General features: G+C 68.1%; 33 protein-coding genes, 1 tRNA gene and 1 pseudogene. 19 read left to right on the forward strand and 16 right to left on the reverse strand.

Features of this window, described 5'->3' with window-relative positions; all coding sequences use genetic code 11:
- The 4 genes and pseudogenes from KBY86_RS14130 to KBY86_RS14145 form a co-directional block, all read right to left on the reverse strand.
- A pseudogene (locus tag KBY86_RS14130) lies at positions 1 to 252 on the reverse strand (N-acetylglucosamine kinase); the annotation flags it as partial.
- Positions 245 to 1,585 (reverse strand): IctB family putative bicarbonate transporter, encoded by a 1,341-nt coding sequence (locus KBY86_RS14135; RefSeq protein ID WP_255141594.1) that lies wholly within the window; start codon positions 1,583 to 1,585, stop codon positions 245 to 247. The gene KBY86_RS14135 and the pseudogene KBY86_RS14130, both read right to left, overlap by 8 nt.
- Complete coding sequence (trmB, locus tag KBY86_RS14140; RefSeq protein ID WP_255141617.1) at positions 1,586 to 2,287, reverse strand: tRNA (guanosine(46)-N7)-methyltransferase TrmB; 702 nt, start codon at positions 2,285 to 2,287, stop codon at positions 1,586 to 1,588.
- Between the two features lie 6 nt (positions 2,288 to 2,293).
- Positions 2,294 to 3,589 carry an FIST N-terminal domain-containing protein gene (locus KBY86_RS14145; RefSeq protein WP_255141595.1) on the reverse strand — a complete coding sequence of 432 codons (1,296 nt, stop codon included), beginning with the start codon at positions 3,587 to 3,589 and terminating at the stop codon, positions 2,294 to 2,296.
- 59 nt (positions 3,590 to 3,648) lie between these two features.
- Here KBY86_RS14145 and KBY86_RS14150 point away from each other — a divergent pair, with 59 nt between their 5' ends.
- A complete protein-coding gene (locus tag KBY86_RS14150) occupies positions 3,649 to 4,263 on the forward strand; it encodes a DUF3177 family protein (protein WP_255141596.1) in 615 nt (204 codons plus the stop codon).
- Entirely contained in the window at positions 4,263 to 4,637 is a 375-nt protein-coding gene (locus KBY86_RS14155; protein ID WP_255141597.1) for a hypothetical protein, read from the forward strand. Before KBY86_RS14150 ends, KBY86_RS14155 begins: the two co-directional genes overlap by 1 nt.
- Positions 4,638 to 5,116: 479 nt before the next feature.
- Here the strand turns inward: KBY86_RS14155 and KBY86_RS14160 are convergent, their stop codons facing one another.
- Both KBY86_RS14160 and KBY86_RS14165 read right to left on the reverse strand, forming a co-directional pair.
- Positions 5,117 to 5,971 carry a PhzF family phenazine biosynthesis protein gene (locus KBY86_RS14160; RefSeq protein WP_255141598.1) on the reverse strand — a complete coding sequence of 285 codons (855 nt, stop codon included), beginning with the start codon at positions 5,969 to 5,971 and terminating at the stop codon, positions 5,117 to 5,119.
- Positions 5,968 to 6,897 carry a transglutaminase family protein gene (locus KBY86_RS14165; RefSeq protein WP_255141599.1) on the reverse strand — a complete coding sequence of 310 codons (930 nt, stop codon included), beginning with the start codon at positions 6,895 to 6,897 and terminating at the stop codon, positions 5,968 to 5,970. Before KBY86_RS14165 ends, KBY86_RS14160 begins: the two co-directional genes overlap by 4 nt.
- Positions 6,898 to 7,056: 159 nt before the next feature.
- On the opposite strand from KBY86_RS14165, the gene KBY86_RS14170 reads away from it, so the two are divergent.
- Positions 7,057 to 7,221 carry a hypothetical protein gene (locus KBY86_RS14170; protein ID WP_255141600.1) on the forward strand — a complete coding sequence of 55 codons (165 nt, stop codon included), beginning with the start codon at positions 7,057 to 7,059 and terminating at the stop codon, positions 7,219 to 7,221.
- A 245-nt stretch (positions 7,222 to 7,466) separates the two neighbouring features.
- Positions 7,467 to 7,718, forward strand: a complete 252-nt coding sequence (locus tag KBY86_RS14175; RefSeq protein ID WP_255141601.1) for a hypothetical protein — start codon at positions 7,467 to 7,469, stop codon at positions 7,716 to 7,718.
- A 17-nt stretch (positions 7,719 to 7,735) separates the two neighbouring features.
- Here KBY86_RS14175 and KBY86_RS14180 read toward each other — a convergent pair whose 3' ends face one another.
- The gene (locus KBY86_RS14180; protein WP_094514962.1) at positions 7,736 to 8,107 is read right to left on the reverse strand and encodes an AbrB family transcriptional regulator; all 372 of its coding nucleotides are present in this window, start codon (positions 8,105 to 8,107) and stop codon (positions 7,736 to 7,738) included.
- A gap of 129 nt (positions 8,108 to 8,236) precedes the next feature.
- Positions 8,237 to 9,052 carry a sterol desaturase family protein gene (locus KBY86_RS14185; protein WP_255141602.1) on the reverse strand — a complete coding sequence of 272 codons (816 nt, stop codon included), beginning with the start codon at positions 9,050 to 9,052 and terminating at the stop codon, positions 8,237 to 8,239.
- A gap of 180 nt (positions 9,053 to 9,232) precedes the next feature.
- Here KBY86_RS14185 and KBY86_RS14190 point away from each other — a divergent pair, with 180 nt between their 5' ends.
- Positions 9,233 to 9,355 (forward strand): hypothetical protein, encoded by a 123-nt coding sequence (locus KBY86_RS14190; RefSeq protein ID WP_255141603.1) that lies wholly within the window; start codon positions 9,233 to 9,235, stop codon positions 9,353 to 9,355.
- Positions 9,356 to 9,376: 21 nt separating this feature from the next.
- Here KBY86_RS14190 and KBY86_RS14195 read toward each other — a convergent pair whose 3' ends face one another.
- Entirely contained in the window at positions 9,377 to 10,027 is a 651-nt protein-coding gene (locus KBY86_RS14195) for a ParB-like protein (protein WP_094514953.1), read from the reverse strand.
- 246 nt (positions 10,028 to 10,273) lie between these two features.
- On the opposite strand from KBY86_RS14195, the gene pstS reads away from it, so the two are divergent.
- The 5 genes from pstS (at position 10,274) to crtR (ending at position 15,178) form a co-directional block, all read left to right on the forward strand.
- Positions 10,274 to 11,254, forward strand: coding sequence for a phosphate ABC transporter substrate-binding protein PstS (pstS, locus tag KBY86_RS14200; protein ID WP_255141604.1), 981 nt, complete (start codon positions 10,274 to 10,276; stop codon positions 11,252 to 11,254).
- Positions 11,255 to 11,537: 283 nt separating this feature from the next.
- On the forward strand, positions 11,538 to 12,173 hold the full coding sequence (locus tag KBY86_RS14205; protein WP_094514993.1) for a Crp/Fnr family transcriptional regulator: 636 nt from the start codon (positions 11,538 to 11,540) through the stop codon (positions 12,171 to 12,173).
- Between the two features lie 56 nt (positions 12,174 to 12,229).
- A complete protein-coding gene (locus KBY86_RS14210; protein WP_255100663.1) occupies positions 12,230 to 12,934 on the forward strand; it encodes a response regulator transcription factor in 705 nt (234 codons plus the stop codon).
- Between the two features lie 13 nt (positions 12,935 to 12,947).
- Complete coding sequence (locus KBY86_RS14215) at positions 12,948 to 14,096, forward strand: cell wall metabolism sensor histidine kinase WalK (RefSeq protein WP_255141605.1); 1,149 nt, start codon at positions 12,948 to 12,950, stop codon at positions 14,094 to 14,096.
- A gap of 41 nt (positions 14,097 to 14,137) precedes the next feature.
- Positions 14,138 to 15,178 carry a beta-carotene hydroxylase gene (gene crtR / locus KBY86_RS14220; protein WP_094514934.1) on the forward strand — a complete coding sequence of 347 codons (1,041 nt, stop codon included), beginning with the start codon at positions 14,138 to 14,140 and terminating at the stop codon, positions 15,176 to 15,178.
- Between the two features lie 10 nt (positions 15,179 to 15,188).
- Here the strand turns inward: crtR and gatC are convergent, their stop codons facing one another.
- On the reverse strand, positions 15,189 to 15,482 hold the full coding sequence (gatC, locus tag KBY86_RS14225; protein ID WP_255141607.1) for an Asp-tRNA(Asn)/Glu-tRNA(Gln) amidotransferase subunit GatC: 294 nt from the start codon (positions 15,480 to 15,482) through the stop codon (positions 15,189 to 15,191).
- 48 nt (positions 15,483 to 15,530) lie between these two features.
- A complete protein-coding gene (locus KBY86_RS14230; RefSeq protein ID WP_255141608.1) occupies positions 15,531 to 16,394 on the reverse strand; it encodes a creatininase family protein in 864 nt (287 codons plus the stop codon).
- 80 nt (positions 16,395 to 16,474) lie between these two features.
- On the opposite strand from KBY86_RS14230, the gene KBY86_RS14235 reads away from it, so the two are divergent.
- The gene (locus KBY86_RS14235) at positions 16,475 to 16,774 is read left to right on the forward strand and encodes a DUF6679 family protein (protein WP_094514923.1); all 300 of its coding nucleotides are present in this window, start codon (positions 16,475 to 16,477) and stop codon (positions 16,772 to 16,774) included.
- 47 nt (positions 16,775 to 16,821) lie between these two features.
- On the opposite strand, the gene KBY86_RS14240 is transcribed toward KBY86_RS14235, so the two are convergent.
- Complete coding sequence (locus KBY86_RS14240) at positions 16,822 to 16,965, reverse strand: hypothetical protein (RefSeq protein WP_198948333.1); 144 nt, start codon at positions 16,963 to 16,965, stop codon at positions 16,822 to 16,824.
- 87 nt (positions 16,966 to 17,052) lie between these two features.
- Here KBY86_RS14240 and KBY86_RS14245 point away from each other — a divergent pair, with 87 nt between their 5' ends.
- Positions 17,053 to 17,742 (forward strand): DNA-3-methyladenine glycosylase, encoded by a 690-nt coding sequence (locus KBY86_RS14245; RefSeq protein WP_255141609.1) that lies wholly within the window; start codon positions 17,053 to 17,055, stop codon positions 17,740 to 17,742.
- Entirely contained in the window at positions 17,739 to 18,773 is a 1,035-nt protein-coding gene (locus tag KBY86_RS14250; protein ID WP_255100669.1) for an aspartate carbamoyltransferase catalytic subunit, read from the forward strand. The genes KBY86_RS14245 and KBY86_RS14250 overlap by 4 nt, the downstream gene beginning before the upstream one ends.
- Here KBY86_RS14250 and KBY86_RS14255 read toward each other — a convergent pair.
- The 3 genes from KBY86_RS14255 to KBY86_RS14265 all read right to left on the reverse strand — a co-directional run bounded on the left by KBY86_RS14255 (position 18,760) and on the right by KBY86_RS14265 (position 19,836).
- Positions 18,760 to 19,098 carry a DUF565 domain-containing protein gene (locus tag KBY86_RS14255; RefSeq protein WP_311134152.1) on the reverse strand — a complete coding sequence of 113 codons (339 nt, stop codon included), beginning with the start codon at positions 19,096 to 19,098 and terminating at the stop codon, positions 18,760 to 18,762. The two genes, KBY86_RS14250 and KBY86_RS14255, sit on opposite strands and share 14 nt — an antisense overlap.
- 239 nt (positions 19,099 to 19,337) lie before the next feature.
- Entirely contained in the window at positions 19,338 to 19,538 is a 201-nt protein-coding gene (locus KBY86_RS14260; protein ID WP_094514908.1) for a hypothetical protein, read from the reverse strand.
- A 136-nt stretch (positions 19,539 to 19,674) separates the two neighbouring features.
- Positions 19,675 to 19,836, reverse strand: coding sequence for a PCP reductase family protein (locus tag KBY86_RS14265; protein WP_094514906.1), 162 nt, complete (start codon positions 19,834 to 19,836; stop codon positions 19,675 to 19,677).
- 150 nt (positions 19,837 to 19,986) lie between these two features.
- Here KBY86_RS14265 and KBY86_RS14270 point away from each other — a divergent pair, with 150 nt between their 5' ends.
- Both KBY86_RS14270 and KBY86_RS14275 read left to right on the forward strand, forming a co-directional pair.
- Positions 19,987 to 20,244 (forward strand): hypothetical protein, encoded by a 258-nt coding sequence (locus tag KBY86_RS14270; RefSeq protein WP_255141611.1) that lies wholly within the window; start codon positions 19,987 to 19,989, stop codon positions 20,242 to 20,244.
- 533 nt (positions 20,245 to 20,777) lie between these two features.
- Positions 20,778 to 21,089: a hypothetical protein gene (locus KBY86_RS14275; RefSeq protein ID WP_094514899.1), complete on the forward strand. Its 312-nt coding sequence runs from the start codon at positions 20,778 to 20,780 to the stop codon at positions 21,087 to 21,089.
- A gap of 431 nt (positions 21,090 to 21,520) precedes the next feature.
- On the opposite strand, the gene KBY86_RS14280 is transcribed toward KBY86_RS14275, so the two are convergent.
- A tRNA-Ala gene (locus KBY86_RS14280) sits at positions 21,521 to 21,593 on the reverse strand.
- Between the two features lie 204 nt (positions 21,594 to 21,797).
- Here KBY86_RS14280 and KBY86_RS14285 point away from each other — a divergent pair.
- The 4 genes from KBY86_RS14285 (at position 21,798) to sat (ending at position 25,574) form a co-directional block, all read left to right on the forward strand.
- On the forward strand, positions 21,798 to 21,995 hold the full coding sequence (locus KBY86_RS14285) for a DUF2555 domain-containing protein (RefSeq protein WP_198948334.1): 198 nt from the start codon (positions 21,798 to 21,800) through the stop codon (positions 21,993 to 21,995).
- On the forward strand, positions 21,985 to 23,277 hold the full coding sequence (gene coaBC, locus KBY86_RS14290) for a bifunctional phosphopantothenoylcysteine decarboxylase/phosphopantothenate--cysteine ligase CoaBC (protein WP_255141612.1): 1,293 nt from the start codon (positions 21,985 to 21,987) through the stop codon (positions 23,275 to 23,277). Before KBY86_RS14285 ends, coaBC begins: the two co-directional genes overlap by 11 nt.
- Before the next feature lie 112 nt (positions 23,278 to 23,389).
- Entirely contained in the window at positions 23,390 to 24,208 is an 819-nt protein-coding gene (gene psbO, locus KBY86_RS14295; RefSeq protein WP_094514891.1) for a photosystem II manganese-stabilizing polypeptide, read from the forward strand.
- Positions 24,209 to 24,386: 178 nt separating this feature from the next.
- A complete protein-coding gene (gene sat / locus KBY86_RS14300; protein ID WP_094514887.1) occupies positions 24,387 to 25,574 on the forward strand; it encodes a sulfate adenylyltransferase in 1,188 nt (395 codons plus the stop codon).
- Positions 25,575 to 25,582: the final 8 nt, after the last annotated feature.

Here is a 25,582-nt window from a genome sequence, read left to right on the forward strand (position 1 = left end):
CGCCAGCGGCGCCCCGACCATCCCAGCCGCGCCCAGGGCCGCCTGCAGGCTGGTGCGCAGGGCGTCGCCGAAGCGCTCCTCGCCGCCGGCGGCCTCCAGATGGCTCACCCCCGGCCCCTGGCCCTCCGCCAGCACCCGCCAGCCGCCGCCGGGATCCACTGCCGCCAGGCGGCAGGTGGTGTGGGTCTGGCCGGCATCGAAGCCGGCCAGCAGGGCGGGCGGCTCGCCGCCATTCATGCGGCCCTCAGCCATCCGCTCGGGCAGCGGCCGGCAGCGTTGACAGGGTGGCCAGGCAGAACCAACCGCTGAGCTGCACCTCCGGTCGGAAGAAAATCGTGTCGGTGACCCCCTGCACGGCCAGGCCGGCGATCACGGCCACTGCTGCCAGGGCCGGCAGGGCCTGGTGGCCGTTGGCACGCACCTGGGTCAGCCCCAGCCGCACACCAGCCACCAGCAGCCCCAGCCCGGCCAGCAGGCCGGGGATGCCACCTTCCACCGCCAGTTCCAGCGGGATTGAGTAGGCGCTGAGCGCGTTGAATTTGGGTTGCTGGTACAGCGGATAGATCAGGTTGAAGGCGCTGTTTCCCGGCCCGATGCCCAGCCAGGGGCGGTCCTTGATCATCTCGATCGCCGCCATCCACACGTTGATGCGGAAATTGTTGGAGCTGTCCTCCCGGCCGGCGCCCAGGCTCATCACCCGCACCCGCAGCGGCTCCACCTTGGCGATCGCCACCGCCAGCACCAGCCCCGCCAGCACCATCAGCAGCAGTGGAAACACGCGCCGCCAGAACAGCGGCCAGTGGCGGGTGAAGCGCAGCAGCAGCAGCACCGCCAGCACCCCGTAGGCGGCCACCAGGCCCAGCCAGCCACCGCGGCTGTAGGTGAGCACCAGGGCCGCACTGCCGAGCACGGCGGTGGTGAGCGCAAACAGCCGGGCGCTCAGCCGCTGCCAGCGCAGCAGCGCCACCACGGCGATCGGCAGGATCGGCAGCAGGTAGCCGGCCAGCAGGTTGGGGTTGTCGAGCGTGCTGTAGATCCGCACCGTTCCCTGCGCCACCGAATTGGGATCCGACCAGCGGGCCAGGGCGGAGGAATCGGCGTAGAGCTGGCGGATGCCGATCACGCTCACCAGCAGGCTGCCGCCCAGCAGGCAGGCCGTGATGCGGTCCCACCAGGGCGGCGCCGTGGCCAGCAGCTGCCGCATCAGCGCGTACACCCCGAGATAGCTCAGCAGCTTGATCAGCCCGTTGGCCGCCGCTGCAGGCACCGGCGAAAAGCCCGTGGCCAGCACCGACACGCCCAGCATCACCAGCAGCCAGCCGCTGATCGGCCCGATCCGCCCCGCCGGTGTGCACAGCGCCCACAGCAGCCACAGCAGTCCCGCCGCCGTGATCAGCAGGCTGAGGCCGGTGCGGGTCACCAGCGGCAGCCCGGCCATCAGCGCGCAGAGCACCAGGCCGGCCAGCAGCGGCAGGCGACGGCCCAGCGGTCCGGCTGCCCAGCCCGCCAGCAGGCCCTGCCAGCGCAGCAGCCAGGGAACGGAGCCGCTGGCGGGGCCCAGGGCGGTGGGGGAGGTGGAAGACATTCAGGCGCCGGGCGTGGGCGGATTATGGGTGCGGCAGGCGGCTTGCTCCAGCCCCCCCGGATCGGGTGCGGCCGCGCCGTTGCGCCGGTACAGCACCCGGTACACCGGCAGCCCCAGTGACAGCACGTGCTGCTCCCGCTCGGTGGCCACCGGCAGCGGGTTCGTGGGGCGGTAGGGCCGCGGGTCTTCGGCGGGCCGCTCGAAGCACCCGCTCGCCTCGGTGACCTGCACCATCGGCACGATCACCGCCTCCACATCGCTCTGCAGCAGCAGCTCGCCGCCGGGGGGCAAGGCCGCCGCCAGGGCCGCCACCAGCGCCGGCTGCAGCACCCGCCGCTTCTGGTGCCGTTTCTTGAACCAGGGATCGGGGAACTGCAGCGTGACCCGCTGCAGGCGGCCCGGCGGCAGCTGCGCCAGCCAGTCCAGCAGGCTCACATTGGCGTTGCAGAACAGAAAGCGCAGGTTGTCGAGCTGCAGGCTGCGGCGGTCGTGCTCGGCGGCCTCCACCAGCACCCGGCGGATCTCCACCCCAAGAAAGTTGGTGCCCGGCTGCAGCGGCGCCATCGCCAGCAGGAAGCGGCCTCGGGCGCTGCCGATGTCGAGATGGAGCGGCAGCTGGGGCTGGGCGAACAGCTCCAGCAGCGGCGGCAACGGCCGCGGCTGCTGGTGCACCCGGCTGAGCGGGTTGACGTGCTGACGCACCAAGGCTCAGCCCTCGGCGCGGGCCGCCGCGGAGGGCACGCCGTCGTCGTCGTGGTTGGGCACCAGGAAGCCCCAGCTGGCCGTGTAGCCGTGCAGGTGGGTGGTGCCCGCCACCGGGCCGATCTCGCCGTTGCAGAAGGCCCCGGCGATGGGCACCTGCGGGAACTGCTCGCGGCACACGCTCACGTCGCCATCGGGCTGGCCGTAGAGGCCTTCGCCGCGGCCCAGGCAGGCGAACAGCAGCGCCACCAGGGGCGCGTCGTCGGTACGGGCCTGGCGGCGCAGCAACTGCCGCAGTTCCTGGCGCGAGGCGGCCGCATCGCGCAGCTGGAACTGCACCTGCTGGCCCACCCGCAGTTTTTCCGCCACGGCCACGGCGCCGTTGCGCGGGTCGACGCCCAGCAGGTTGCGCACCAGGAAGGCGGTGGGCTCCGCCTGGCTGCTGTCACCGGGAAGGCTGAAGTTGCTGCGCGCCACGCCCAGGAACAGCGAATGGCGCACCTGCTCCCGTTCCGCCGGCGTGAGCGACTGCAGGATCCCCTGCAGGCAGTTGACCGGGCTGTTGGTCTGCGCGCCGGAGCTGAGCTGCAGCACCACGTTGCGCTCCGCCTGCTCGATCTCGAACACCGGCCCGATCGGCCGGCAGCCCTGGGCCACCACCGGATCCAGCCTCCAGGCGCCGCCGATCAGACAGCCCACCGCGCCGGTGAGCACGCGGCCGTCAAACAGCAGCGAGCCGTGTTCGGCGCTGTGGTGGCCGGCGATGCCGCCCACCTTGGCGGCTGACGGGTAGGCGTAATCCAGGCCACTGATCAGATCGTTGATCTTCTGGCAGGTGGGATCCACGAACAGGAGCATGGAGCGGGCCCGCTCCGGGTCGGCGCCCACCCAGTTGATCCAGTCGAGGTTGTCGCCATCGAGATCGGGCAGGGAGGCCGGATCCAGCTCGAACAGCTGCAGATCGGCCCCCGGCAGCCGCAGCAGGGTGACGCTCAACGCCGGCTGCTGCTCCAGTTCCCGCGCCTGCCCGCTGGCATCGGTGCCGACCACTCCACCGCCGGCGCAGCCGATCCAGTGGCGTGCATTCAGGCGGCTGCGCAGCAGCGGCAGCAGGCGTGGCAGGTCACTGGCGTAGCTGGTGGAGCAGAACACCAGGGCCAGATCGTTGGCGCCACGGTTGCCGAGGGCCTTCGCCACTTCCTCGACAGCGGCTTCCAGGGACGGCTGACGGGACAGGGCCGTCTGGCACGAGGCCGGCGCTTCACCGCGTTTGAGCCAGGAGGGCAGGGAAAGCGCAGCCATGGACTGGACCCTACTGCCGGAGCACGACTACGGATAATGGCGCTTCCCGTACCGCCCCTGTGCCAGATCTGCTTTATCGGACCCTGGTCTGGCTGGATTACCGCCTGGCGGTGGTGTTCGCCCTCGGGCTTCCGTTCGTACTGCTGGTGTGGGCCGTCGCGCGGCGGGAAGGCGCACTGGTGCGTCTGCTCTCCATTTATTGGAGGGTGGCCAGCTTGCTGGGCATCTCCGTGCTGCTGCTGATCGATGCCCGCCCGCTGGGTTACGTGCTGGCGTTGGTGGCCGAGCTGCTGGTGGTGGTGGCGGTGTGGTTCTGGGTGGATCTCAACGAGGAACTCGACGACCTGCCCCCCTGGCGGCCCCTGCCGCTCACCGTGCGGGCCTGGCGCTGGGCGCTCACCGTCTACGGCGTTACGGCAGCGATGCTGAGCGTCACGGCGCTCACCTGCCTGGTGGGTGGGGTGAACCGGCCGGTGTGCCAGGTGTGGCTGGAGGCGCCCCGGCAGCTGCACGCCGTGGCCGTGCGGGTGTTCGGCTTCGTGTTCGGCGGGCAGCTCACCCCAGGGCTCACGGCCTTCTTCGGCTACCTGGCGCTGGCCTTTTATGCGGTGGGGATGCTGCAGTGGCTGCTGGTGCGGCTGCCCCGCTTCGGCCGGGTGGCGGGCGGTTTCTGATGGGGCCGGGCCCGTCGTCACTGCTGCAGCGCCTTGAGCAGATCAGCCGCGAGCACCCCGACCGCGTCCTGCGCCTGCGCGGGCAGCTGCCCCTGGCACTGGAGGCCGCTGCTGAAACGGGGGCCGCTGTTGAAAACGAGGCTTCTGCTGCTCAAACCTCTGCCTGGGAGCCCTTTGAACTGCTGATTTTTCGCGGTTTCTCGAGCAGCGTCACCCACCCCACCGCCTACGACCCCGACCAGAGCGCCCTACCGCCCGGTGCCGTGCTCGGCAGCGCCGAACTGCTGGCCGGCCCGCTCGATCCCAGCAACGAACAGGTGCTGGTGGCGGCCTGTGCGTTGGACGGTTTCCTCGACCCGGCGGCCTGGGCGTGAGCCGAGCAGGCAGCCCGCCGCCGCACGGCGCTGCCGCAGGGCATCTGCCTCACGAGCCAGGGCTGCCCCGGCGGGGGTGAAGTAGCGGAAACGGGCCTGATCGGTATACAGCAGGGGCCAGCGGCTCTGCACCTGCCGCTCGGCCTCCTGCCGGCAGGCCCGCAGGGCACCGAAATCGATCGCCGGGGCCTCTGCTATGCCAGCCCCGGCGGCCTTGGACGTCCCGGCCACTGGCGGCACCACTGCCGGCGCCTCAGCGGGCGCCTCCAGGTCGGGGCAGATCTCGCGGCGGGTGCGCGACAGCAAGGCCGTTTCCGCCGCCAGTGCCTGGCGCAGGACCTGCTCCAGCGCGGCCCGGAGCGCCTCGCAGTGGGCAGTGGGCCCAGCACCACCAGTGCCTGCTGCGCTGCCGGTGCCGCCGGCGATCACCAAGCCCAGACCCAGGCCTATACCCAGCTCCAGACCCAGGCCCCGCCCGCTCAAGGCAGGCGCACCGCGCCGCCGCTCACCACGATCCCGCCGGTGGGCGGAACCGTCACCCGCAGCTGGCTGGGCCGGCCCATGGCCTCGCCCTGGCGGATCTGCAGCGTGGTGGGCACGGCGACCAGGCCAGCGGCGCGCAGGTACCCGCCGAGTGCGGCAGCGGCCGAGCCGGTGGCCGGATCCTCCACCACCCCGCACACCGGAGCGGGGTTGCGGCTGTGGAACAGCTGGCGGTCCTGGCGCCACACCAGCTGCAGGGTGAGCAGGTCTTCGCGCAGCATCAGCGCCTTGAGGGGTTGGAAGGCGTAGTGGAGCTGGGCCAGGCGTTCGGCCGTGGCGGCGGCCAGCACCAGGTGCCAGGCGCCTGCGTAGGCCTTCACCGCTGGCAGGGCCGGGTCGAGCTCCGCCGCCTGCCAGCCCAGGGCCTCCAGTGCCCCGGCCACCAGGGCCTCAGAGGCCGGCGCCTGGCGGGGTTCCACCGAGGTGAGCGACGCCTGCAGCACGCCCTCCTGCTCCTCCACCTGCACCGGCACCGCCCCCACCGGGGTCTGAAACACGAAACTCCGGCCGGCTCCGGTGTCCGCCAGCAGCACGGCGGCCGCGATCGTGGCGTGGCCGCAGAAGGGCACCTCCCCCACCGGGCTGAAGTAGCGCACCTGCCACTGGTCGCCGTGGTCTGGTGTGAGGAACGCGGTTTCCGAATACCCCACCGCCGTGGCGAGACGTTGCATCGCCTCCACCTGCGGCAACGTCTCGCCCATCCAGACCCCGGCCGGATTGCCACCATCGGCGCGGTCGGTGAAGGCGGCCAGGCGGTGCAGCTGGGAGGGCAGGGTGGAGGAAAGGCTCAACGGATCGCGGCCCCCTCGCCAAGCGAAGCGCCGCCACCAGGGAAGGCATCGGCTGGCGGCAGGTTCAGCTCCGCGGCGGTTGCCGCCGCCCGCAGCCGCACGGTGTAACCCATGTTGGAACCGATGCCGGTGCCGCGGTAGGTGCCCGACACCGGTGCGGCCAGCTGGTGGTCGGGGGCGGCGGCGATCGCCACATGGCCGTCGGCCACGGCCAGACCGAGGCTCGGGTCGTAGGCACGCCAGCCTCCGCCGGGCAAGTACACCTCCGCCCAGGCATGCAGCTCCTGCTCGCTCACCTCCGGGGGGTGGTGCATCGAGTAGCCGCTCACGAAGCGCGCCGCCAGCCCCTGGCTGCGGCAGGCCTCCACGAACAGCATCGCCGTGTCACGGCAGGCACCGCAGCGGCTGGTGAGGCAGTCGCTGGCGGGCAGCGGTTCACCGTCAGGCCGGCCCACGTGATGGAAGGTGAGGTGGATGGTGTCGGTGAGCTGGGTGAGGAAATCGAGCGTGTGGTGCTGGGCACCGGCGGCCAGCTCGGCCGCCCAGCTGCGCACCGGCTCCGCCACGGCTCCGCCGCAGCTGGGGGCCAGCGAGGCGGCTTCCCCCGGTTGGTAGTGCGCCGGCAGGTGCTGAGCACCGGCATCGGTGACGATCCAGGCGAACGGGTTGTCGCGCAGGGTCTCCACCACCGACTCCACCTCGATCACCAGCGACTGCCGCTTCTCACCGAACCACAGCACCACGGCATCACTGCCGTCGGGTTCCACGATGCTCGCCTGGCCCAGGGGGGGCTCCAGGATGCGCAGGCTGTGACACAGCAGACGTTGGCTCGCGTCCTGCCGCGGTGTCAGCCGCAGCGTCATCGGCTCAAGGAAGACCGGATGGTCGTAGCTGTAATCGAGGCGATGGCGGATGTGAAACAGCATCAGTCGGGGGAGTTCGGCCTCGGCGCCGGCTGGTGCAAGGGGGTTTCACCATCGTGCCTCCCGTAGGTTGAGCCGCCGGATCGCTTGGCATTCGCTGACACATGCGTTTGGCTGTGCCGCGCACCAACGGCCTGCCAGCCGCCTCCTTAATGTGTCGTCATGAACAAGTCGCTTCCCCGATCCCTGGCCGGGCCTGAGCCGGCCGGTCCTGAAGCCGACCCTGACGGCGCCCTGTCCACGCGCATCGACGAGCCCTGGGCTTCAGGGCAGCGCAAGCGCTATCTGCGCAGCCTGGCGCCGATCGAACGAGCCGACAACAGCTGAGCAGCCAGGCCCCTTCCCCGCGCGCTGCCGGTGACCGGCACCACGGAACCGGGCACCACACACACGCCAACACAACAACTGGCCGCGCCGCACACGGGACCACCCGGTCCAGTCCATCGCCGTGACGGTCGACACAACCGCCTGTGGTGTCACAAACCCTGACGGGTGCTCCGGCTTGGCGGCCTTAACGGAACCTCAACCCTGGGCCTCTACAACAGTTCTGCGCCTTCAAGAGCCCCCTGGCGATGGGACTGACGGAAGAAGAACAGGCGATCGTGATGGCCGCCCGGCGGTACGGAATGATCAACGAGCACCAGCGGGTGCACTATCTCTGCGGTGACCGATGCATCCTGTGGGCGCTGGGACTGGTCCCGCTCACCCTGGGCTTCTCGTTGATCCTGTGCCCGCTCGTTTGGGTGGCGCAGCACGATAGGACCGGTCGGTCAATTGATCGGCTGCGCCAGCAACTGGCTGCAACACCCTTCGCCCAGGGTTGATCGCTCAGGGCCGACGATCAGTCTTCGTCGGTGTCGTCGCCGCCGACCGGCACGAGGCGGATCTGCTTGCGGCCCAGCTTCAGTTCGAACTCATCGCCGGGTTTGAGATCGAGCAGACCGGTGTAGGCCTTGCCCACCAGCAGGTTGCCATTGCCTTGCACGGTGGCCACGAAGCTGAGTTTGCGGCCGCCCTTGCTGACCGGTGAGCCCGCGCCATTGCCGAGGCTCACGCCTTTGGCTTCCAGCAGAGCTTCGTAGAAGGCCGTGAAGTTGAGCCGCTCGGTGCCGTCCTTCTTGGTGCTGAGATAACCGCAGCTGCGGACGAGCTCAGACTTGGAGGCATCGCCAAGCTCCTTGACTTTGGCCAGCAAATCAGATCCAGTGAGCATGTTCGGATGCGCCTGAAGACGTCTTCAACATAGCAATCGAAGGGTATGCCTCTGCAAGTGGGTGGCCAATTCAAGCTGCGATCCAGCGGCAACATCGTATGACCGAGCCCGAAAATGGAGCGTCTTCGCTTAGCTGGTCCCTGGCGACACTGGGCATGATGGCTCTGGACGAGGGCTCAGTTCCCTGCTATAGACAGGATCCTGGGTGCCGCAGAGGATGTCCCAGAACGTGAAATAAAGACCGAAGTGAACGCTGTGCCTGCGGTGGTGGAGCGAATGATGCTGGGGGCCGATCACCCAGCGTCCCAGCCAGTGGTGCGGAAATGAACCGGGCAGGCGATCGAGGCCGAGGTGGTTCACCACCGCCCACACGCTCATGGTGGTGAGCACCGCCAGCAGGGTCACCACATGGAGGGGCACCACGAACACAATCGCCACGAGGAACACCGCCTGGACCGCCGCTTCGGCCGGATCGAAAGCGAAGGAGGTCCAGGGTGTAGGGCACGGCGATCGGTGATGACCCTGATGCCAGCGCGCGAACAGGGCAGGGTGATGGAACAACCGATGGGTGGCGAAAAAATAACCGTCCTGCAGGATCAGCACGGCGCCATAGCTGAACGCGGCATAGAGCAGGCCACGCATGCTGGTGCCGTCGTATAGCAGGGTGAAGCCATGGTTGTAGGCCGTCATCATCGCGGCGGTGGCCAGTGCGAAGATCGCCGCCGACATCATCGAGAGCCGGATGTCATGGCCGATCCAGCGGCGCGAGGGGCGGCGGCCGATCGCCGGAGGCTGCGACGAAGCCGCTGGGGCCATGATCGCCGCGGCGCCCGTCGGCTCCGATCGGTACAACAGCAGATGGGAGATTCCGGCCACGAGGAAGTAGCGCAGCACGATCACCGCGAAGAACACCACCACGTAGAAGCCGAACCCGTGGCTCTGCATGCCTGACCGCCATTCCCTTCACCGTATGGGCGCTGGCCGATTCCTCCAGGGTGGGTTTCCCCCTGGCACGCTCCCGGCTTTCCCCCAACCCGCCAAGGTTCTGTTCGCAATGCCACACCGGCGGTGGTCGGCACAGGACGGCTGGCGCTCCCGGCCGTGGCTGGAAGCGCCGTGCTGGTCTTGACCGTCACCGCCGCCTTCCGGGAGCGGGCACACGACTTCGCCCTCGCGGACCGCGACCGGCTGCAGAACGCCGTCAAGCCTGGGAATCCCCTGCACCGGGTTCCGCCAGCTGCTGCGTGATCAGCTACTAGCCCTCAGCCCTCAGCCTTTCCAGCCCGCCAGCCGCGAGGCGGCCTGGGAGCGTGCCAGGGCGCGGGCGGCCGGCAGGGCCGGCTCCAGCCGCAGGGAGGTGAACGGTGGCAGGTAACGGCTACGCAGCCAGGCCCCCCAGCGGAACTCATGGAAGGGAATCAGGGGGGCCGCCTCGATCACCCCCTCCCGCTTCAGCTTCCACACCAGGCTGCGGTAGGGGTCGTCGTGCAGGTCCAGCAGGCTGCTGGGCAGCCGCTCCGGCGGCAAGGGGCCCTGGCCGCGGCCGTCGAACAGATACAGCCAGCCCAGCGCCTGCAACTCCCGCAGCACCGAGGGTCGGTCGCTGTGGTCGAGCTGACGCACCACGTAGCCGTAGGCGGTGGCCCCGGGGTCCACATCCAGCAGGCCGCGCAGGCGGTGGTGCCGGTCCACCATCCAGAGGCCGCCAGCGGCGCTGCGCGCCAGCGGCACCGGCTTCTTCCGCAGGTAGTTGCGCCGCTGCTTGTCGGGTTCGCCCCGGAAGTCGGCGCGCCGGTGCAGCACCTCCGCCATGCCGATGCACATCTGGGTGGGCTGCAGCTCCGCCACCGGCACTTCGATCAGTGCCTCGGCCTCGGGCGGCGGCGGCAGGGGCTCGAAGGGTTGCTGCAGCTGGGACATGAACGGGAGGGGTGTGTCCGGAGGAGGGTGCGGGCAGGCGCTGCCGGCGTGGCCGGCGGAGACAGCTTGGCCTGCAGGCGGGAGTTGCTCTCTACACGATTTGATCTGTTGTTTCGTTCATGAACAGCCCGTTCGCGCCGAGAATGTTCCATTCCTCTCTGATCTTGACAGGCTCTTAACCATTCCATTACACGCCTGGTCATCTGGCGCTGCTAACTATCAGGAGTCTTTCAATCGGCTGCTCCAATGACCTTCGCGAAGAAGGCCCTGGTTTTTGGTTCTCTTGCTGTTCTTGGCGTCGGTGCGGCGGCCACAGCACAGACCGCACTGAATGGAGCTGGCGCCACATTCCCGGCCCCGTTCTACCAACGTGCCTTCGCTGATCTCGCCGCTGGTGGTGGCACCAGGGTCAATTATCAGTCGGTTGGTTCCGGCGCAGGTGTGCGCCAATTCATCGCTGGCACCGTTGATTTCGGTGCCACCGATGAGCCGATCAGCGCCGCTGATGCTGCCAAGGTGAGCCGTGGCGTGGTGCAGTTCCCCACTGTGGGTGGCACGATTGCAATCGCCTTCAACCAGCCCGGTTGCAACCTGAGGCTCACCCAGCGGCAGGCCGCAGATATCTTCCTGGGCGTGATCAACGACTGGAAGCAACTGGGTTGCAAGCCCGGCCGGATCTCCGTGGTTCACCGCTCCGACGGCTCCGGCACCACCTTCGCGTTCACCAACTCCCTGTCCTCATTCTCGCCGGCCTGGAAGAGCCGCGTGGGTGAAGGCAAAGCCGTCAAGTGGCCCGTCGGTGTGGGCGGCAAGGGCAACGAAGGCGTGGCTGGCATCATCCAGAACACCCCCGGCTCGATCGGCTACCTCAACCAGGCGTTCGTGAAGGGCCGGATCCGCGCGGCTGCCGTCCAGAACAAGGCGGGCAAGTTCGTGCTCCCCAACCTCAAGAGTGGCGCCGCCGCCCTCAACAACATCAAGCTGAACTCCATGCTGGCGGGTGAAGAACCCAACCCGGCCGGCGCTGACAGCTACCCCATCGCCACCCTCACCTGGGTGCTGGCGTACCGCAAGGGCAATGGCGCCAAGGCCAGCTCGATCCGTGCGGCCATGACCCATCTGCTCAGCCCTGCCGCCCAGGGCAAGGCCGACGACCTCGGATATGTGCCCCTGCGCGGCGCCATTCTCAACAGCGCCCGCAAGGCCATCGCCAACATCGGCTCCTGATCCTCAGATTCAGGCGTTCGCAAGCGGGAAGGCTCATCTCGGCCTTCCCCAACCGCAAGGGGGGCTTCGGCCCCCCTTTCTTTTTGAGGGGCGTTGATCTTGGTCTTGAACTTGTCTTGACCCGCAGCCTCTTTGAACCATTGCACCCGATTGGGGGCGCCCCAGCCCTTGTGCCTTGCTCGCCGCCCGGGGCCTTAGCCGCTGCTTAACCGACTGCTTATCCGGCCTTTGCCTCGTTGTCGGTAGTCCTCCATACGCTCAATGGTGTCCCCGGGTGATGGCCATGGTTTCGACACCTTTCCGTGATGCCGGCCGCAGCGGCGCCATTCGAGACATCCTCGAAACCAGCTATCGCAACCGCAATCTGCTGCACGTCACCGCCGGAAGCGGTGTGCCGTTGATCAAGAACAGCATCTGGCTGGTGGTGCGCGGCATGGTGAAACTTGAGGCCGTCACCATGCACGGCGATGCACTGCTGCTCGGCCTAGCCGGCCCCAACGAACCCTTCGGCGAGCCGCTCACCAATGTGCAGGCCTATGGCGCCTACACGATCTGCGATTCCGATCTGCTTTGCCTCTCCTGCGCTGAGATCGAGCAGTCCCCCCATCTCGCCATGGCGATGATGCAGGCCCTGGTGTCGCGCTACCGCCAGGCCGAAACCATGCTGTCGCTGCTGGGGCTGCGGCGCGTTGAAGAACGGGTGCGCGGCTTCCTGGAATTGCTGGCTCAGGATTATGGCCAGGCCTGCGACACCGGCCTGCGGCTGAACCTGCGGCTCACCCATCAGGAACTGGCCAGCGCCCTCTCCACCACCCGCGTCACCGTCACCCGCGTGCTGGGCGTGCTGCGTGAAGAGGGCTGGCTGCAGATCGATGGGCAGCGCCATCTGGTGATCAGCCATCTGCCCAAGCGCCGATGAGCCGGCAGGAGCCTGGCCTAGCTTCAGCCCAGGATGCCCCCTGGGCCGGAACCCCCATGCCACGGCTGCTGATCGTCGATGACGATGAAGGCATCAGAACCACCCTTCAAGAGGCACTCCGCCATGAAGGTTTCGATGTGGTGTGTGCCTCCAACGGCCGTCAGGCGATCAACCAGATCGATGCCCGCCAGCAGGCGTCGAGCGGTGGCTTTGATCTGGTGGTGCTGGATCTGATGCTGCCTGGTGTGGGCGGCCTGGATGTGTGCCGTCATCTGCGCCGCAGCGATGCCCACACACCGATCCTGATGGTGAGCGCCCGTGACACCGAAACCGATCGGGTGCTTGGCCTTGAGCTCGGCGCCGACGATTACCTGGTCAAGCCGTTCGGGCTGCGTGAACTCGTGGCCCGCTGCCGCGCCCTGCTACGCCGCTCCCAGGGCCCGTCCGAGCGCTTTCCGGTGCGCCCCGCCATCAGCCATGCGGGTCTCACCCTCTATCCCGATGAGTTCCGTGTCACCCGCGAGGGGGTGAATGTGAACCTTTCGCCGAAGGAATACCGCCTGCTGGAGTTCTTCATGCAGAACCCCGGCCGGGTCTGGAACCGCAACCAGCTGATTGATGAGGTCTGGGGCACCGACTACGTGGTGGACACCAAGACCGTGGACGTACACATCCGCTGGTTGCGGGAAAAGCTGGAGGCCAACCCCTCCGCTCCCGAACACATCCTCACAGTGCGAGGCTTCGGCTACCGCTTCGGTTGAGGGCTGTGTTCCCGTGAGGTCTCTGCTCACCCTGGCCTTCGGCATGCTGATCGGCTGGGGCCTGGCCCGGGCGGCCGCCAGTTGGCGGCGCCGTTCGCTTCAGGCCCGTGCGCTGGCGGTACCCCCGCTCAGCCGCTCCCAGCTGCTCGCCTGGCTGAATGCGGCCCCGCACGGCTGGCTGGCCCTCGATCGGGCCAGCACCATCCAGGCGATCAACACCAAGGCTGAGTATCTGCTGCAGCTGCCCGCCGATTCGCTGTTGCGTGGCGAAGAGCTCAGCCAGCTGGTTCATTCACCCGAGCTGGAGGAGGCAGTCCAGCGCTCCCGCCGGCTGGAGCGGGCCCAGCGGGTGGAGTGGAGCCTCGGGACCGAGCCGCTGGAAGCCACCCTCCTGCCCGGAGAGGACGGCTGGATGGCGGTGTGGCTCAGCAGCCGCCGCTCGCTCGAATCCCAGCTTGATCAACAGAGCCGCTGGGTGAGTGATGTGGCCCATGAGCTCAAGACGCCCCTCACGGCCCTGCTGCTGGTGGGCGACAGCCTGGCCGCCCAGGCCACCCGTTCCAACGTCGTGCTGATCGAGCGGCTGCAACGTGAGCTGGAGCGGTTGCGGGAGCTGGTGGGGGACCTGCTGGAGTTGTCGCGGCTGGAGAACAGCCTCCCCGGCGATGACGAGCGCTACCGCTGCCTCGACCTGCGCGACCTGCTGGCAGAGGCCTGGAGCAGCCTGCGCCCCCTGGCCGACCAGCGCGCCGTGAGCCTCGATCTGGCGGCCTGCCCAAGCGCGCCGCTGCGGGGGGATGGGAGCCGCCTGCACCGGGCTCTGCTCAACCTGCTCGATAACGCCCTGCGCTACACCCCCGACGGCACCGCGATTGACGTGGAAATCAGCGGCACGGGGCAGTGGTGGGAGCTCACGGTGCGCGATCGCGGCTGTGGGTTCAGCGACACCGACCTCAAGCATCTGTTCGAGCGCTTCTACCGCGGTGATCCCTCACGGGTGCGCAGCCGCCGCTCCGGCAGCGGCCTCGGCCTGGCGATCGTGCAGCAGATTGCCCTCACCCACGGCGGTCGGGTGGAGGCTCGCAACCATCCAGCCGGTGGTGCCCTGGTGGAGCTGGTGCTGCCGCGGGGCGAGTCGCCCCTTCCTTCGGTTTCCCCGTAAGGTGAGGGCTCACCATTGCCAGTAGGGCGTCGGATCAGGGGATGACACAAGCTCTGGCCCTCCCGCCTGAACAGCATGCCGCCTCTGCCAGCACGGCTCCTGTGCGGCAGTCGGTGCCGAAGATGTATCTCGACCCGCCGGAGCCGTGGAATCCCACGGTGGGTCTGTTTCTGGCGGGCTACGCCCTGGCCGGGCTCTGCATCTGGGGCTGGTTCGTGGGCAACTGGTCGTTGCCGGTGCTGCTGCTGCTCGGTTTCCTTGCGCTCCACCTGGAGGGCACGGTGATCCACGATGCCTGCCACAACGCCGCCCATCCCAACCGCTTCTGGAATGCGGTGATGGGCCACGGCGCGGCGCTGCTGCTGGGCTTCAGCTTTCCGGTGTTCACGCGGGTGCACCTTCAGCACCACGCCCATGTGAACGATCCCAAGCGCGACCCCGACCACATCGTGTCCACGTTCGGGCCGCTGTGGTTGATTGCACCGCGCTTCTTCTATCACGAAGTGTTCTTCTTCCGCCATCGCCTCTGGCGGCGCTGGGAGTTGCTCGAGTGGGGTCTGGCCCGGGCCCTGTTCTTCACGATCGTGGCTGCTTCAATCCGCTTCAACTTCCTGCCGTTCGTGCTCAACGTCTGGTTCGCTTCGGCGCTGATGGTGGGTGTCACACTGGGCCTCTTCTTCGACTATCTGCCTCACCGCCCCTTCCTTTCGCGCAACCGCTGGCAGAACGCCCGGGTGTATCCCAGTCGCGTGATGAACTGGCTGATCATGGGCCAGAACTATCACCTGGTTCACCATCTCTGGCCCTCGATTCCCTGGTTCGAGTATCAGGACGCCTATCGCGCCACCCAGGATCTGCTCGAATCCAAAGGCTCACCGCAGCGGCTGGGGTTGTTTGAAACCCGCCACGACGGCATCAATTTCCTCTACGACATCTTCTGCGGCATCCGCAGCCACAAGCGCCGCCGCAGTCGCCTGCGCCCGATCGCCGCGCTCTTCCCCAGCCCCCGTGCCCGCCGTCATGTGCTGGCGCTGCTGCACCGCACCGCCGTTTCCCCTGTGCCCCGCTCCACGGTGAGCTGAGCGAAAGAAGCTAATCGGCCAGGATTTTCGGCACCCGGAAGAAATCGCCCTGGCGCTGCGGCGCCAACCCCAGCAGTTCCTCGCGCACGGGAGTGGGATCCACCCGGTCTTCGCGGGTCACGTTCACCACTTCAACTGCGCGGGTGGTGGCTGGCACGCCCTCGGTGTCCACCTGCTCGAGATGGGCGACGTAATCGAGGATGCGCTCCAGCTGGCTGGTGTAAGTGGCGATCTTCTCTTCAGGCAGCTCCAGGCGGGCCAGTTTGGCCACCTTGCGCACGTCGTCGCTGTCGATCCTGCTCATCGCACCGGAGCTCACATCTGAGGCCGAACCTAGCCTGCGCCCACCCGTTCAGTCGGCTGGTTCCCCGTCGCTGAGGAAGGCTTCGAGATCGGCGGTGAGCGCGCTGGCGGCCTGATCGAGGATGGCCGCGCCATGGGCGGCGGTGGCCAGGAAGGGATCGGAGCCCATGCGCCCATCGGGGTGGCGGCGGCGGAAATCCTCCGGCCCGTGGATCGGGCCCGCCGGCGCCGCTTCCGGCAAGGGGCGCTGCAGGGCGATCAGGCTGGGCTCCAGGTGCAGGGTGAGGGCGATTTCGCTGGGGGTGGCGTGGTGCCCTTCACGATCGCCATAGAGCTCCCGGGCCTGCCGCATCACCGGCCCCGCCATGAACCAGTTGGCCAGCCGGCAACGCAGCTCGGTGGCATGGGGCAGCCCGCGGGCGGCGGCGGTGCCGTAGGCCTGGGCGAAGGCGGCCCGCGCCGTGGCGATGTTGCCGCCATGCCCATTGATCACGAAGATGCGCTGGAAGCCATGCCGTGCCAGCGACAGCACCACGTCATGCAGGACGGCCAGCAGGGTGGCGGGTTGGAGGCTGATCGTGCCGGGGAAGGCCAGGTGGTGCTCCGCCATGCCGAAGGCCTGCGCGGGCGTCACCAGCACGCCGGTTCGGCGTCCCACCTCGAGCGCCACCGCTTCGGCGGTGAGGGCGTCGGTGCCGATGGCGCCGGTGGGCCCGTGCTGTTCGGTGGAGCCGAGCGGCACGATCACCCCCTTGCAGCGCTCCAGATAGGCCTCCACCTCCGGCCAGCTGCGCAGCTGCAGCCGGATCGCCTCATGACTGGCCACCGGGCCCGGAACGGCGGGGCTGCCCGCCGTGGCCGGTGCAGGGGGGGACGTGGTGCTCACCGGCGAAAGGCGGCGCGGCCGCCGCATGAAAGTGACCCGTGCATCATCTCTAGGATCGAAGCCAACCGGGCCTGACCCGGCCTCGTCCGGCGCTGGCCGGGAGGGTGATGTTGCACCGCAAGCTGGATCAGTTCTGCAGCGAGAAACGCCCGGTGTGGGTGTTCCTGCGGGATCAGCAGCGCTGGATCGAGCAGGCCACCGTGGTGGAGATCGTGGGCGATCTGGTCACCCTCCGCTACGACATGGCCGACGACGACGAGCGCCACAGCTGGGAGGAGAGCGTGCGGCTGGAATCGATCGGGGCGGTGAGCACCCGGCTGGCCTCGTTCAGCCGCAGCGGCAGTGCGGAGGATCTGGAAACCGCCGACGACTGCCCGGAATCGGAACGGCTGCACAGCCAGGGCTGAACGCGGCTGGGCGGGTTTGCCCAGGCACAACGCCCGCTGGCTCGACTTCAGTGGGCAGTGCCGTTGCCGTCGTAATCGTCGGTGTCGTAGAAGCCGCCGCGGGTGCCGAAGTAGAGCGTGGCCAGGACGAACAGCCCGCTGCCGGCCAGCAGCACGGTGCCGAGGTTGAAACTGGAGAGAGCGCTGGACAAGGGAAGGAGCCGATCGGACGAATGGCAGGGACTGTGACCACCCCCGCCTGCGCCAGTCTGGCGGGTGGCGACCCGGCGGGCGCAGCCGTGTGCGCGAGCGATCACCGGCTGCCCGCTGCGGCCGGCGCCGGCCTGCCGCTCAACGCCTTCGCCCGTCCGGCCGAGCAGGTGGCCCCCGATCTGGTGGGCTGTCTGCTGGTGCGCGCCCTGCCCGGTGGCGGCCATGTCTGGGGGGTGGTGGTGGAAACCGAGGCCTATGGCCAGAGTGAACCCGCCTGCCATGGGCACCGCCGCCGTTCCCCCAGCAACGACACCCTCTTCGGCCCGCCGGGCCGCTTGTATGTGTATCTCACCTACGGCCTGCATCACTGCGTGAATGTGGTCACAGGACACGACGACTACGCCAGTGGGGTCCTGCTCAGGGCCGTGGCCCTGCCGGGCGAGGCCGAGCGGATCGCTGCCGGCCCCGCTCTGCTGGCGCGGCGTTTCGGGCTGAACCGCTGCCACGACCGCCAGCTGCTGGCACCGCCGCAGGGGGCCTGGATCGCGCCGCGCCCGGAGGCGCTCCAGCGCTGGTGGCAGGGCTGTGAGCAGGCGGGCGACGACCCGATGGTGTGCACCACCCGCATCGGCATTTCCCAGGCCCAGGAGTTGCCCTGGCGCTGGTATCTGCGCGCCAGTCGCAGCATCAGCCGCCGCGCGCGGGGCGATCGCCCGCCTCGGCCGGCGGTGGCCTTCTGCCCCGCCGCGATGGCCACACCGGGTGGGCTGCCATGAGCCGCTGGAGCCACCGCCATGTGCTTGATCTCTCCGCTTTCTCCCTCGCCGACTTCGCCACCGTGCTGGAGCTGGCGCAGCGCTTCCGCTCCCTGCCCACCAGCGGCGCGCGGCGTTTGCCGGCCCTGCAGGGCCGTCTGGTCACCAGCCTGTTCTTCGAGCCCAGCACCCGCACCCGCAGCAGCTTCGAGCTGGCTGCCCGGCGGCTGTCAGCTGATGTGCAGAGTTTCTCACCGGCCTCCAGCTCGTTGAGCAAGGGCGAGAGCCTGCTCGACACCGCCCGCACCTACGTGGCCATGGGCGCCGACGTGCTGGTGGTGCGTCATGCCTGCGCTGCTGTACCCGCCGCCATGGCCCGCGCCCTCGACCGCAGCGGCGAGCGGGTGGCGGTGCTCAACGGCGGCGATGGTCTGCACAGCCATCCCAGCCAGGGCCTGCTGGATCTGCTCACCCTCGCCCGCTGGTTCGAGCCGACGGCGCCCACACCCGCTGCCCTGGCCGGCAAGCGCATCGTGATCGTGGGGGATGTGCTCCATTCCCGCGTGGCCCGCTCCAACCTGTGGGCGCTCACCGCCTGCGGCGCTGATGTGGTGCTCTGCGGTCCTGCCACGCTGCTGCCCGATGGCTTCGCGGCCTTCGTGCAGGCACCGCCGCCGGGCCAGGCGCACGATCCGGTGGAGCGGCGCGGCTCGATCCGCATTGCGCGTCAGCTGGAGGAGGCCCTGCCGGGCGCCGATGCGGTGATGACCCTGCGCCTGCAGCAGGAGCGCATGCACCAGCACCTGCTCACCAGTCTGGACACCTACCACCGCCACTACGGCATCAGCCACCGGCGGCTGGAGTTGTGCGGCAAGCCGGTGCCGGTGCTGCACCCGGGGCCGGTGAACCGTGGCGTGGAGCTGAGCGGTGCGCTGCTGGATGATCCCAGCCGCTGCCTGGTGGAAGAGCAGGTGCGCAACGGCATTCCGATCCGCATGGCGCTGTTGTATCTGCTGGCTGCCGCTGAACCCGACCCGTTCACAGCAGCTTGAAACCGTCCAGCAACAGCCCGTAGAGGAAGCCGGTACGGGCGGCATCGATCAGCTGCAGGGTGAGGCGGTCGCCGCTCTGCTGCAGCAGGGCGCGGCGGGTGCGCACCGACAGCTCCATCAGCGCCACGCTGGCCAGGGCGGCGACCGGGTCCAGATAGGAGAGGGCGCCGATGAGCATGCCCACCGAGCCCCCCATGAAGAAGCCGCCCAGCAGCGTGATCACCTGCAGAGACAGCCGGCGCCAGGGATTGTGGGCCCAACCTTGCAGCCGTTCACCGGCCAGACCGATCTGGCGATGAAGCCTGGTCTGCTGCAGGCGGGTCACGGAAGAGGGTGGCAGGAGCAACGGCTGGCGATCCCCATCACCTGGCCCGGACAACTGCCGAACACTTTTTACACCATTTCTGGTGTGGGGGGTACCCCCAAACGCCATCCATAGGGGATTGAAATAAAAAGGCCCGGGCAGGGCCCGGGCCAGGGGGATGGGAACGGCCCCAGACAACCGATGGTTTCGCGTCCCGGCAAGATGCACCCACAGCCGGTGCTGTCAAGGGACCGCCGGCCTCAGCCGTCGCCGTCCTTGTTCTTGCGGGCGCCCTTGCCCTCGAGCAGTTCGAGCAGTGCTTCCATCTGCGCCATCACGCCGCGCACCTCGCCGGCCTCGGGCAGCAGGCCGTCTTCCATGACGCCCTGGTGCATTTCGCGCAATTCCTGACGGATGTAGCGGAGATGGCTGACGACCTGTTCTCGCTTTGACTGCGACATGGAGGCGGGAGGCAGGATGCTGAGCTCCCTTTTACCCTATCGACCCCCCCTGACCCGCTGGCCAGGCAAGGGTTGAGCCGGAGCAGGACCCCCAGCCGTGCCTGCCGCACCGTCGGTGGCACGGAAACTGGCGTGCTCAGCGGCGCGCGAAGCGGGCTCGTGCCTCGTCGTAGAAGGTGAGATCGATCGTGCTGAGCTGCGCCTCCTGCGCCAGCGCTTCGATCCGTCGCCGCACGGCGGGGCGCACGAAGAAGGGCACTTCCTTGAGCTTCTGCTCGGCGTCGCTGGTCCAGTCCATGGTTCAGGTCAGTCGTTGGAGGATGTGGGGAGGCCTGCGGGGAGGCCTTGCGGCCCATCGCATCGGCAGGGGAGGCCTGGCGTCAGGTCGCATAGGCAACAGGCCGGAGACAGCCGTTTTGCAAGAGTGGGCGGATCGGATGCCCCCTGCGTGCAGTTTCACGGAAGCCTCGACGAGCTCAAGTCCATCGTCACCAGCCTCGACCATCCCGGTCACTGGGAGCACAAGGGGGCGTACGAGATGTTCGTCTTCGACGAAAAGCAGACCAACCTCCGCCTCAACTGGTGGCCCGACAGCGGTGCCATCACGCTTGTGGGCGACCCCGCTGACCGTGACAGCTATCAGGCCGCCCTCTCCGGCTTGCTCGATGCCAGCACCAGTTCAGCGGCTTCAGCACACGAGAGTTGAAGCGCTGCCCTTGAGACAGTTGAAGAGCTTTCCCCCGCGAGAGCTGAGCTCCTCGGGTGCGTGAGACTTGAAGGGTTTTCCCACGTGAGACCTGAAGACTTCCCGACCGTGAGGCTTGAACGGCTCCCGCTCGTGAGAAGCAGAGGATGATCTCTGGCAGGTGCTTGGCGCCCCGCGCTGAACTTCCCTGAGGAGCGAGATCTCTTCTTCAGTGCAGGAGTTGCTCAGTCCGTGAGCCGCCCTCCACCGGTGGAGACGGGGGAAGAGGGCAGGTGGCCGCCTGCCGTGGATTCTTCGCCTGTTGGATGAATCTGTGAATCCATGGGCCCGACCACTCTGATGGGGTGATGTCTGCAGATGGTGCGCGGCTGATTCACGGCATGGTTCGCGCTGCTCCATGCGCATGGGTCGCTGCTCAATGCGTTGGATTGTTGTCATTCTTTGTTGCATCTTTTTAGCCCGGGTAAGCTGTACAGAGTTCACGGAACGCAATGTCAGTCTTTGGATGCCCGGCACGGCTGGCGCCCTGCGCCATGCTGGCGGCCTCCGCCATCGCCCTTCCACTTCCGGCCTTGGCAGTCCCCTATGTGTACGCAGATGCCATCCTGGGCGTCAAGTCAGTTGAAGGCTGTGTTCAACGGGCCACCATGCTCGCCAACAAGCATGGATTTACATCCGAGCATGAAGTGGTAGACAAATCCGATTTCTACGCCGCTCACGCAGACTTGCCGATGACCCTGAATGTCTCTTGCAGCAGCAAGATCGGCACGATCGTGGTCGCCGTGGCTGGAATGAACAACCAGGAAACCTTCGCTGCCTTTCAGAAGATCTACGCCGACTTCTAGAGCGTCGGTCGCTCAGGCAGAAGCCAGCGCCTGATCCCATCTCGGCCTTTCCGCGCGCAGCCTTTCCGTGCCCAGCCTTTCCGCTCTTGGCTGATCCGCTCCCGTTGGTCGATTCGCTCCCGTCAGCCAGGCGGGCCTGCTTCGGGCGCTGTGATCCTGCTTGTCCCACCGCCAGCTCACAGAGCCAATGAATCGAACCGTCCGGTCACCAACGGCTCATCACCTCATCGCTTTGGGGTGCCGGCTCTCCGCTTTGCATTCGCCGGCATGGCCCGGCTCTCATCGATGGCGGCCTCGGTGGCTTCCTGGCTCTGGCAGAACGGGAGGAGAGGGCTGATGGGCTGCTGCAGCAAAGCTGTCTTACGTCTACGCCTATCTCCGCAGGGGGCGGAGCCCCTTTGAACCGGGTGCCTGAAAGTCTGAGAAGCCGATGGAGAATAGGGGACTCGAACCCCTGACCTCTGCGGTGCGATCGCAGCGCTCTACCAGCTGAGCTAATTCCCCGTGGCGAAAAGCTATCACTGCCGCCTGGGTGTCTGCCGGGGCGGCTGGGCGTTCGCTGGCAGGGCCGTTGAGGCAGCGAGCAGCCGCCAGGCCGTTGATGCGATGGAATGAAACCGGACATCTGTCTCCATTGCCTTGGCCGACCCCATCGCTCCGTCCACGTCCGAGGCCGCCGGCCAGCCGCAGGGAAGCGCTGGCCCAGCGATCACCCCCGAGCGGCTTGAGGCCTTTGATGAAGCCGCGATCGCCGAGCTGGCCCGCCGCCTCGATGAAGACGATTACCCCACCCCCTTCGCTGGCCTGCAGGACTGGCACCTGATGCGGGCGCTGGCGATTCACCGCCCGGAGCTGGCCCGCCCCTACGTCCATCTGGTGGATCAGGAACCGTTCGATGAGGAATGAGGGCGACAGTCGTCCTGATCCCCTGGCGGGGTGCCGGATCCTGGTGGGCATCAGTGGCAGCATCGCCGCCGTCAAGCTGCCGGGCCTGGTGAGTGCCCTCGCCAAGCGGGGCGCCGAGACGCGCTGTGTGCTCACCCCCAGTGCCACCCGGCTGGTGAGCCCGGTGGCGCTGGCCAGCCTCAGCCGCCGCAGTTGCCTGCTGGAGGCCGACCAATGGAGCCACCAGGCGGCGCGGCCGCTGCACATCGAACTGGCCGAATGGGCCGATCTGGTGGTGGTGGCACCGTTGAGTGCCAGCAGCCTGGCCCGGTGGGTGCATGGCCTCGGTGACACCCTGCTGGCGAGCACCTTGCTGGCCGCCGAGGCGCCGGTGCTCGCCGCCGCCGCCATGAACACCGCCATGTGGAGCAGCCCTGGGGTGCGCCGCAACTGGCACGACCTCCAGAGCTTTGCCGGGGTGCTGCCGCTGGGCCCTGAGCCCGGGTTGCTCGCCTGCGACCGGCAGGGCGATGGACGGATGGCCGAACCGGCCCTGCTGGAACTGGCGCTCGAATCCCTGCGCCTGCATGGCGCCAGCCGGGACTGGCGCGGCCGTCGGCTGCTGGTGAGCGCCGGTCCCACCCGCGAATTCCTCGATCCGGCCCGCTGCCTCACTAACCCCAGCACGGGGCGGATGGGGGTGCTGCTGGCTCAGGCCGCCCGCCTGCGGGGGGCGCAGGTGGATCTGGTGCATGGTCCGCTCAGCGTGGAGGCCGCCTGGCTGGAGGGGCTGCAGCTTCACCCGGTGGTCACCGCCGCTGAGCTGCAGCAGCGGCTGCTCACCCTCCAGCCCGAAGCCGATGCGATCGCCATGGCGGCGGCGGTGGCTGACCACCGCAGGGCAGCGCCCTTGCCCTCCAAGCTGGGCAAGGAGGAGCTGGCGCTGTCCCTGCAGGCGGGCTGGCAGGAGGTGCCCGACCTGCTGCAGCAACTGGTGAGCCAGCGCCGGCCCGGCCAGCGGATCCTCGGCTTCGCGGCCCATTCCGGCGATGTGCTGCCCCAGGCCCGGGCCAAGTTCCGCCGCAAGGGCTGTGATCTGCTGTTTGCCAATCCGATCGATCAGCCCGGTGCCGGCTTCGCCGCCGCCACCAACGGGGGCTGGCTGCTGGGGCCGGGCTCCGATGAGCGCCCGCTGGCTTCGATGGGGAAACTGGCCGTGGCCCACCAACTGCTGGATGCGCTCGGCGCCTTGCTCCCGCCGGCCTCCGAGCCTGCCCCACCGGCACCGGCCAGGCTGCTGTGAGTCATGTTGTTGAGAGGCGCAACTGCGCTGCAGGAGCCCGGGTTTCTCCTCTGTAGGATCGCCGCGACGCACGCCTTAACAAGGTTTCACCCTGCCCGCGCGGCTTCTCCCCATGCGTTTCCGACCCCTGCTCGCACTCGTGCTGGCGCTCTGCCTCACCATGGTCACCGCCTGCGGCGGCGGTGCCAAAGCTGTTGATCGCTCCAACGTCACTTACGAAGACATCGTCAACACGGGCAAGGCCAACGACTGCCCCACCCTTCCCGATTCTGCGCGCGGCACGATTCCCCTCGATTCCGGCGCCCGCTATCAGCTTCGTGACATCTGCCTCCACCCCAGCGAGGTGTTCGTCAAGGGTGAACCCGCCAACAAGCGGCAGGAAGCCCAGTTCGTGGCCGGCAAGATCCTCACCCGCTACACCTCCAGCCTGGATCAGGTGTATGGCGACCTCACCGTCGCCGGTGACTCCCTCACCTTCAAGGAGCTCGGCGGCATCGACTTCCAGCCGATCACCGTGCTGATGCCCGGTGGTGAGGAAGTGCCGTTCACCTTCTCCAGCAAGGAGCTTCTGGCCACCTCCAACGGGGCCGCGATCAGCACCAGCACCGATTTCGAAGGCACCTACCGCACCCCCAGCTACCGCACCAGCAACTTCCTGGATCCCAAGGGCCGTGGACTCACCACCGGCTACAGCAGCGCTATGGGCCTGGTGCCGGCCGGTGACGACGAAGCCCTGGCCAAGGAGAACACCAAGCAGTACATCGATGGTCGCGGCTCCATGAGCCTCTCGATCACCAAGGTCGACAGCGCCACCGGTGAATTCGCCGGGGTGTTCACGGCGATCCAGCCCTCCGACACCGACATGGGCGGCAAGCAGGCTGTCGACGTGAAGGTCACCGGCCAGCTGTTCGGACGCCTCGAAGAGGCCTGAGCCAGGTCCGGGCCTTCCGCATTTCGCCAAGCCCTTCCGGAGCAGTCTCCGGAAGGGCTTTTTCGTCCCTTCCCATCGGCGCGGGCGTTCCGGACGCCCCACCGCTGAGCCCATCGGGCCGGGCTCCCCTGTTCACCACCCAGGCAAGGGTGCTCTGAAAGAATCTCTCCATTCCCTGATGTCGCTGCCCGTGACCTCAACCACTTCCGCTGACGGCCAACCCATGGTTCATGGGATCGCGCCCCACGGCGGCACGCTCGTTGATCTGCGCGTGCCGCCCGAGCAGGTGGCGGCGGTGAAGGCCGGTGTGGATCGGGTGCTGGAGTGCTCCGATCGCAACGCCTGCGACGTGGAACTGCTGATGGTGGGCGGCTTCTCGCCCCTGCGCGGCTTTATGCACGAAGAGGATTACCACGCTGTGGTGAGCGGGCACCGCACCACCTCGGGCCTGCTGTTCGGCCTGCCGGTGGTGATGGACACCGACGACGACACCATCGCCCCGGGCGATCGCCTGCTGCTCACCTACCGCGGTCAGGACCTGGCGGTGCTCACGGTCGAGAGCCGCTGGGAGCCCGACAAGGTGCGTGAGGCGGCCGGTTGCTACGGCACCACTTCGATCGAGCACCCGGCGGTGCGCATGATCTGCGGCGAGCGCGGGCGCTTCTACCTCGGCGGCATGCTGCAGGGCCTTGAGCTGCCCCGCCGGGTCTTTCCCTGCCAGACGCCGGCCGAAGTGCGCAGCCAGTTGCCCGCCAGCGAAGACGTGGTGGCCTTTCAGTGCCGAAACCCGATCCACCGGGCCCACTATGAGCTGTTCACCCGTGCCTTGCACGCCGCCAACGTGAGCGCCAATGCCGTGGTGCTGGTGCATCCCACGTGCGGCCCCACCCAGGAAGACGACATCGCCGGCGAGGTGCGCTTTCAGTCGTATGAGCGGCTGGCCGCCGAGGTGGACAACCCCCGCATCCGCTGGGCCTATCTGCCCTACGCCATGCACATGGCCGGCCCGCGTGAGGCCCTGCAGCACATGATCATCCGCAAGAACTACGGCTGCAGCCACTTCATCATCGGTCGCGACATGGCCGGCTGCAAATCGTCCCTCACCGGCGACGACTTCTACGGCCCCTACCAGGCGCAGGATTTCGCCCGCGACCAGGCCACCGAGCTGGGCATGGAAACGGTGCCGTCGCTCAACCTCGTGTACACCGAGGAGGAGGGCTACGTGACCGCCGAGCACGCCGAGGCCCGCGGGCTGCATGTGAAGAAACTCAGCGGCACCCAGTTCCGTCAGATGCTGCGCAGCGGCGAGGAGATCCCGGAATGGTTTGCCTTCCGTAGCGTGGTGGAGGTCCTGCGCGCCGTCTGACGGCCTGC

Source organism: Synechococcus sp. Lug-A (assembly GCF_024345655.1).
GTDB lineage: Bacteria > Cyanobacteriota > Cyanobacteriia > PCC-6307 > Cyanobiaceae > MW101C3.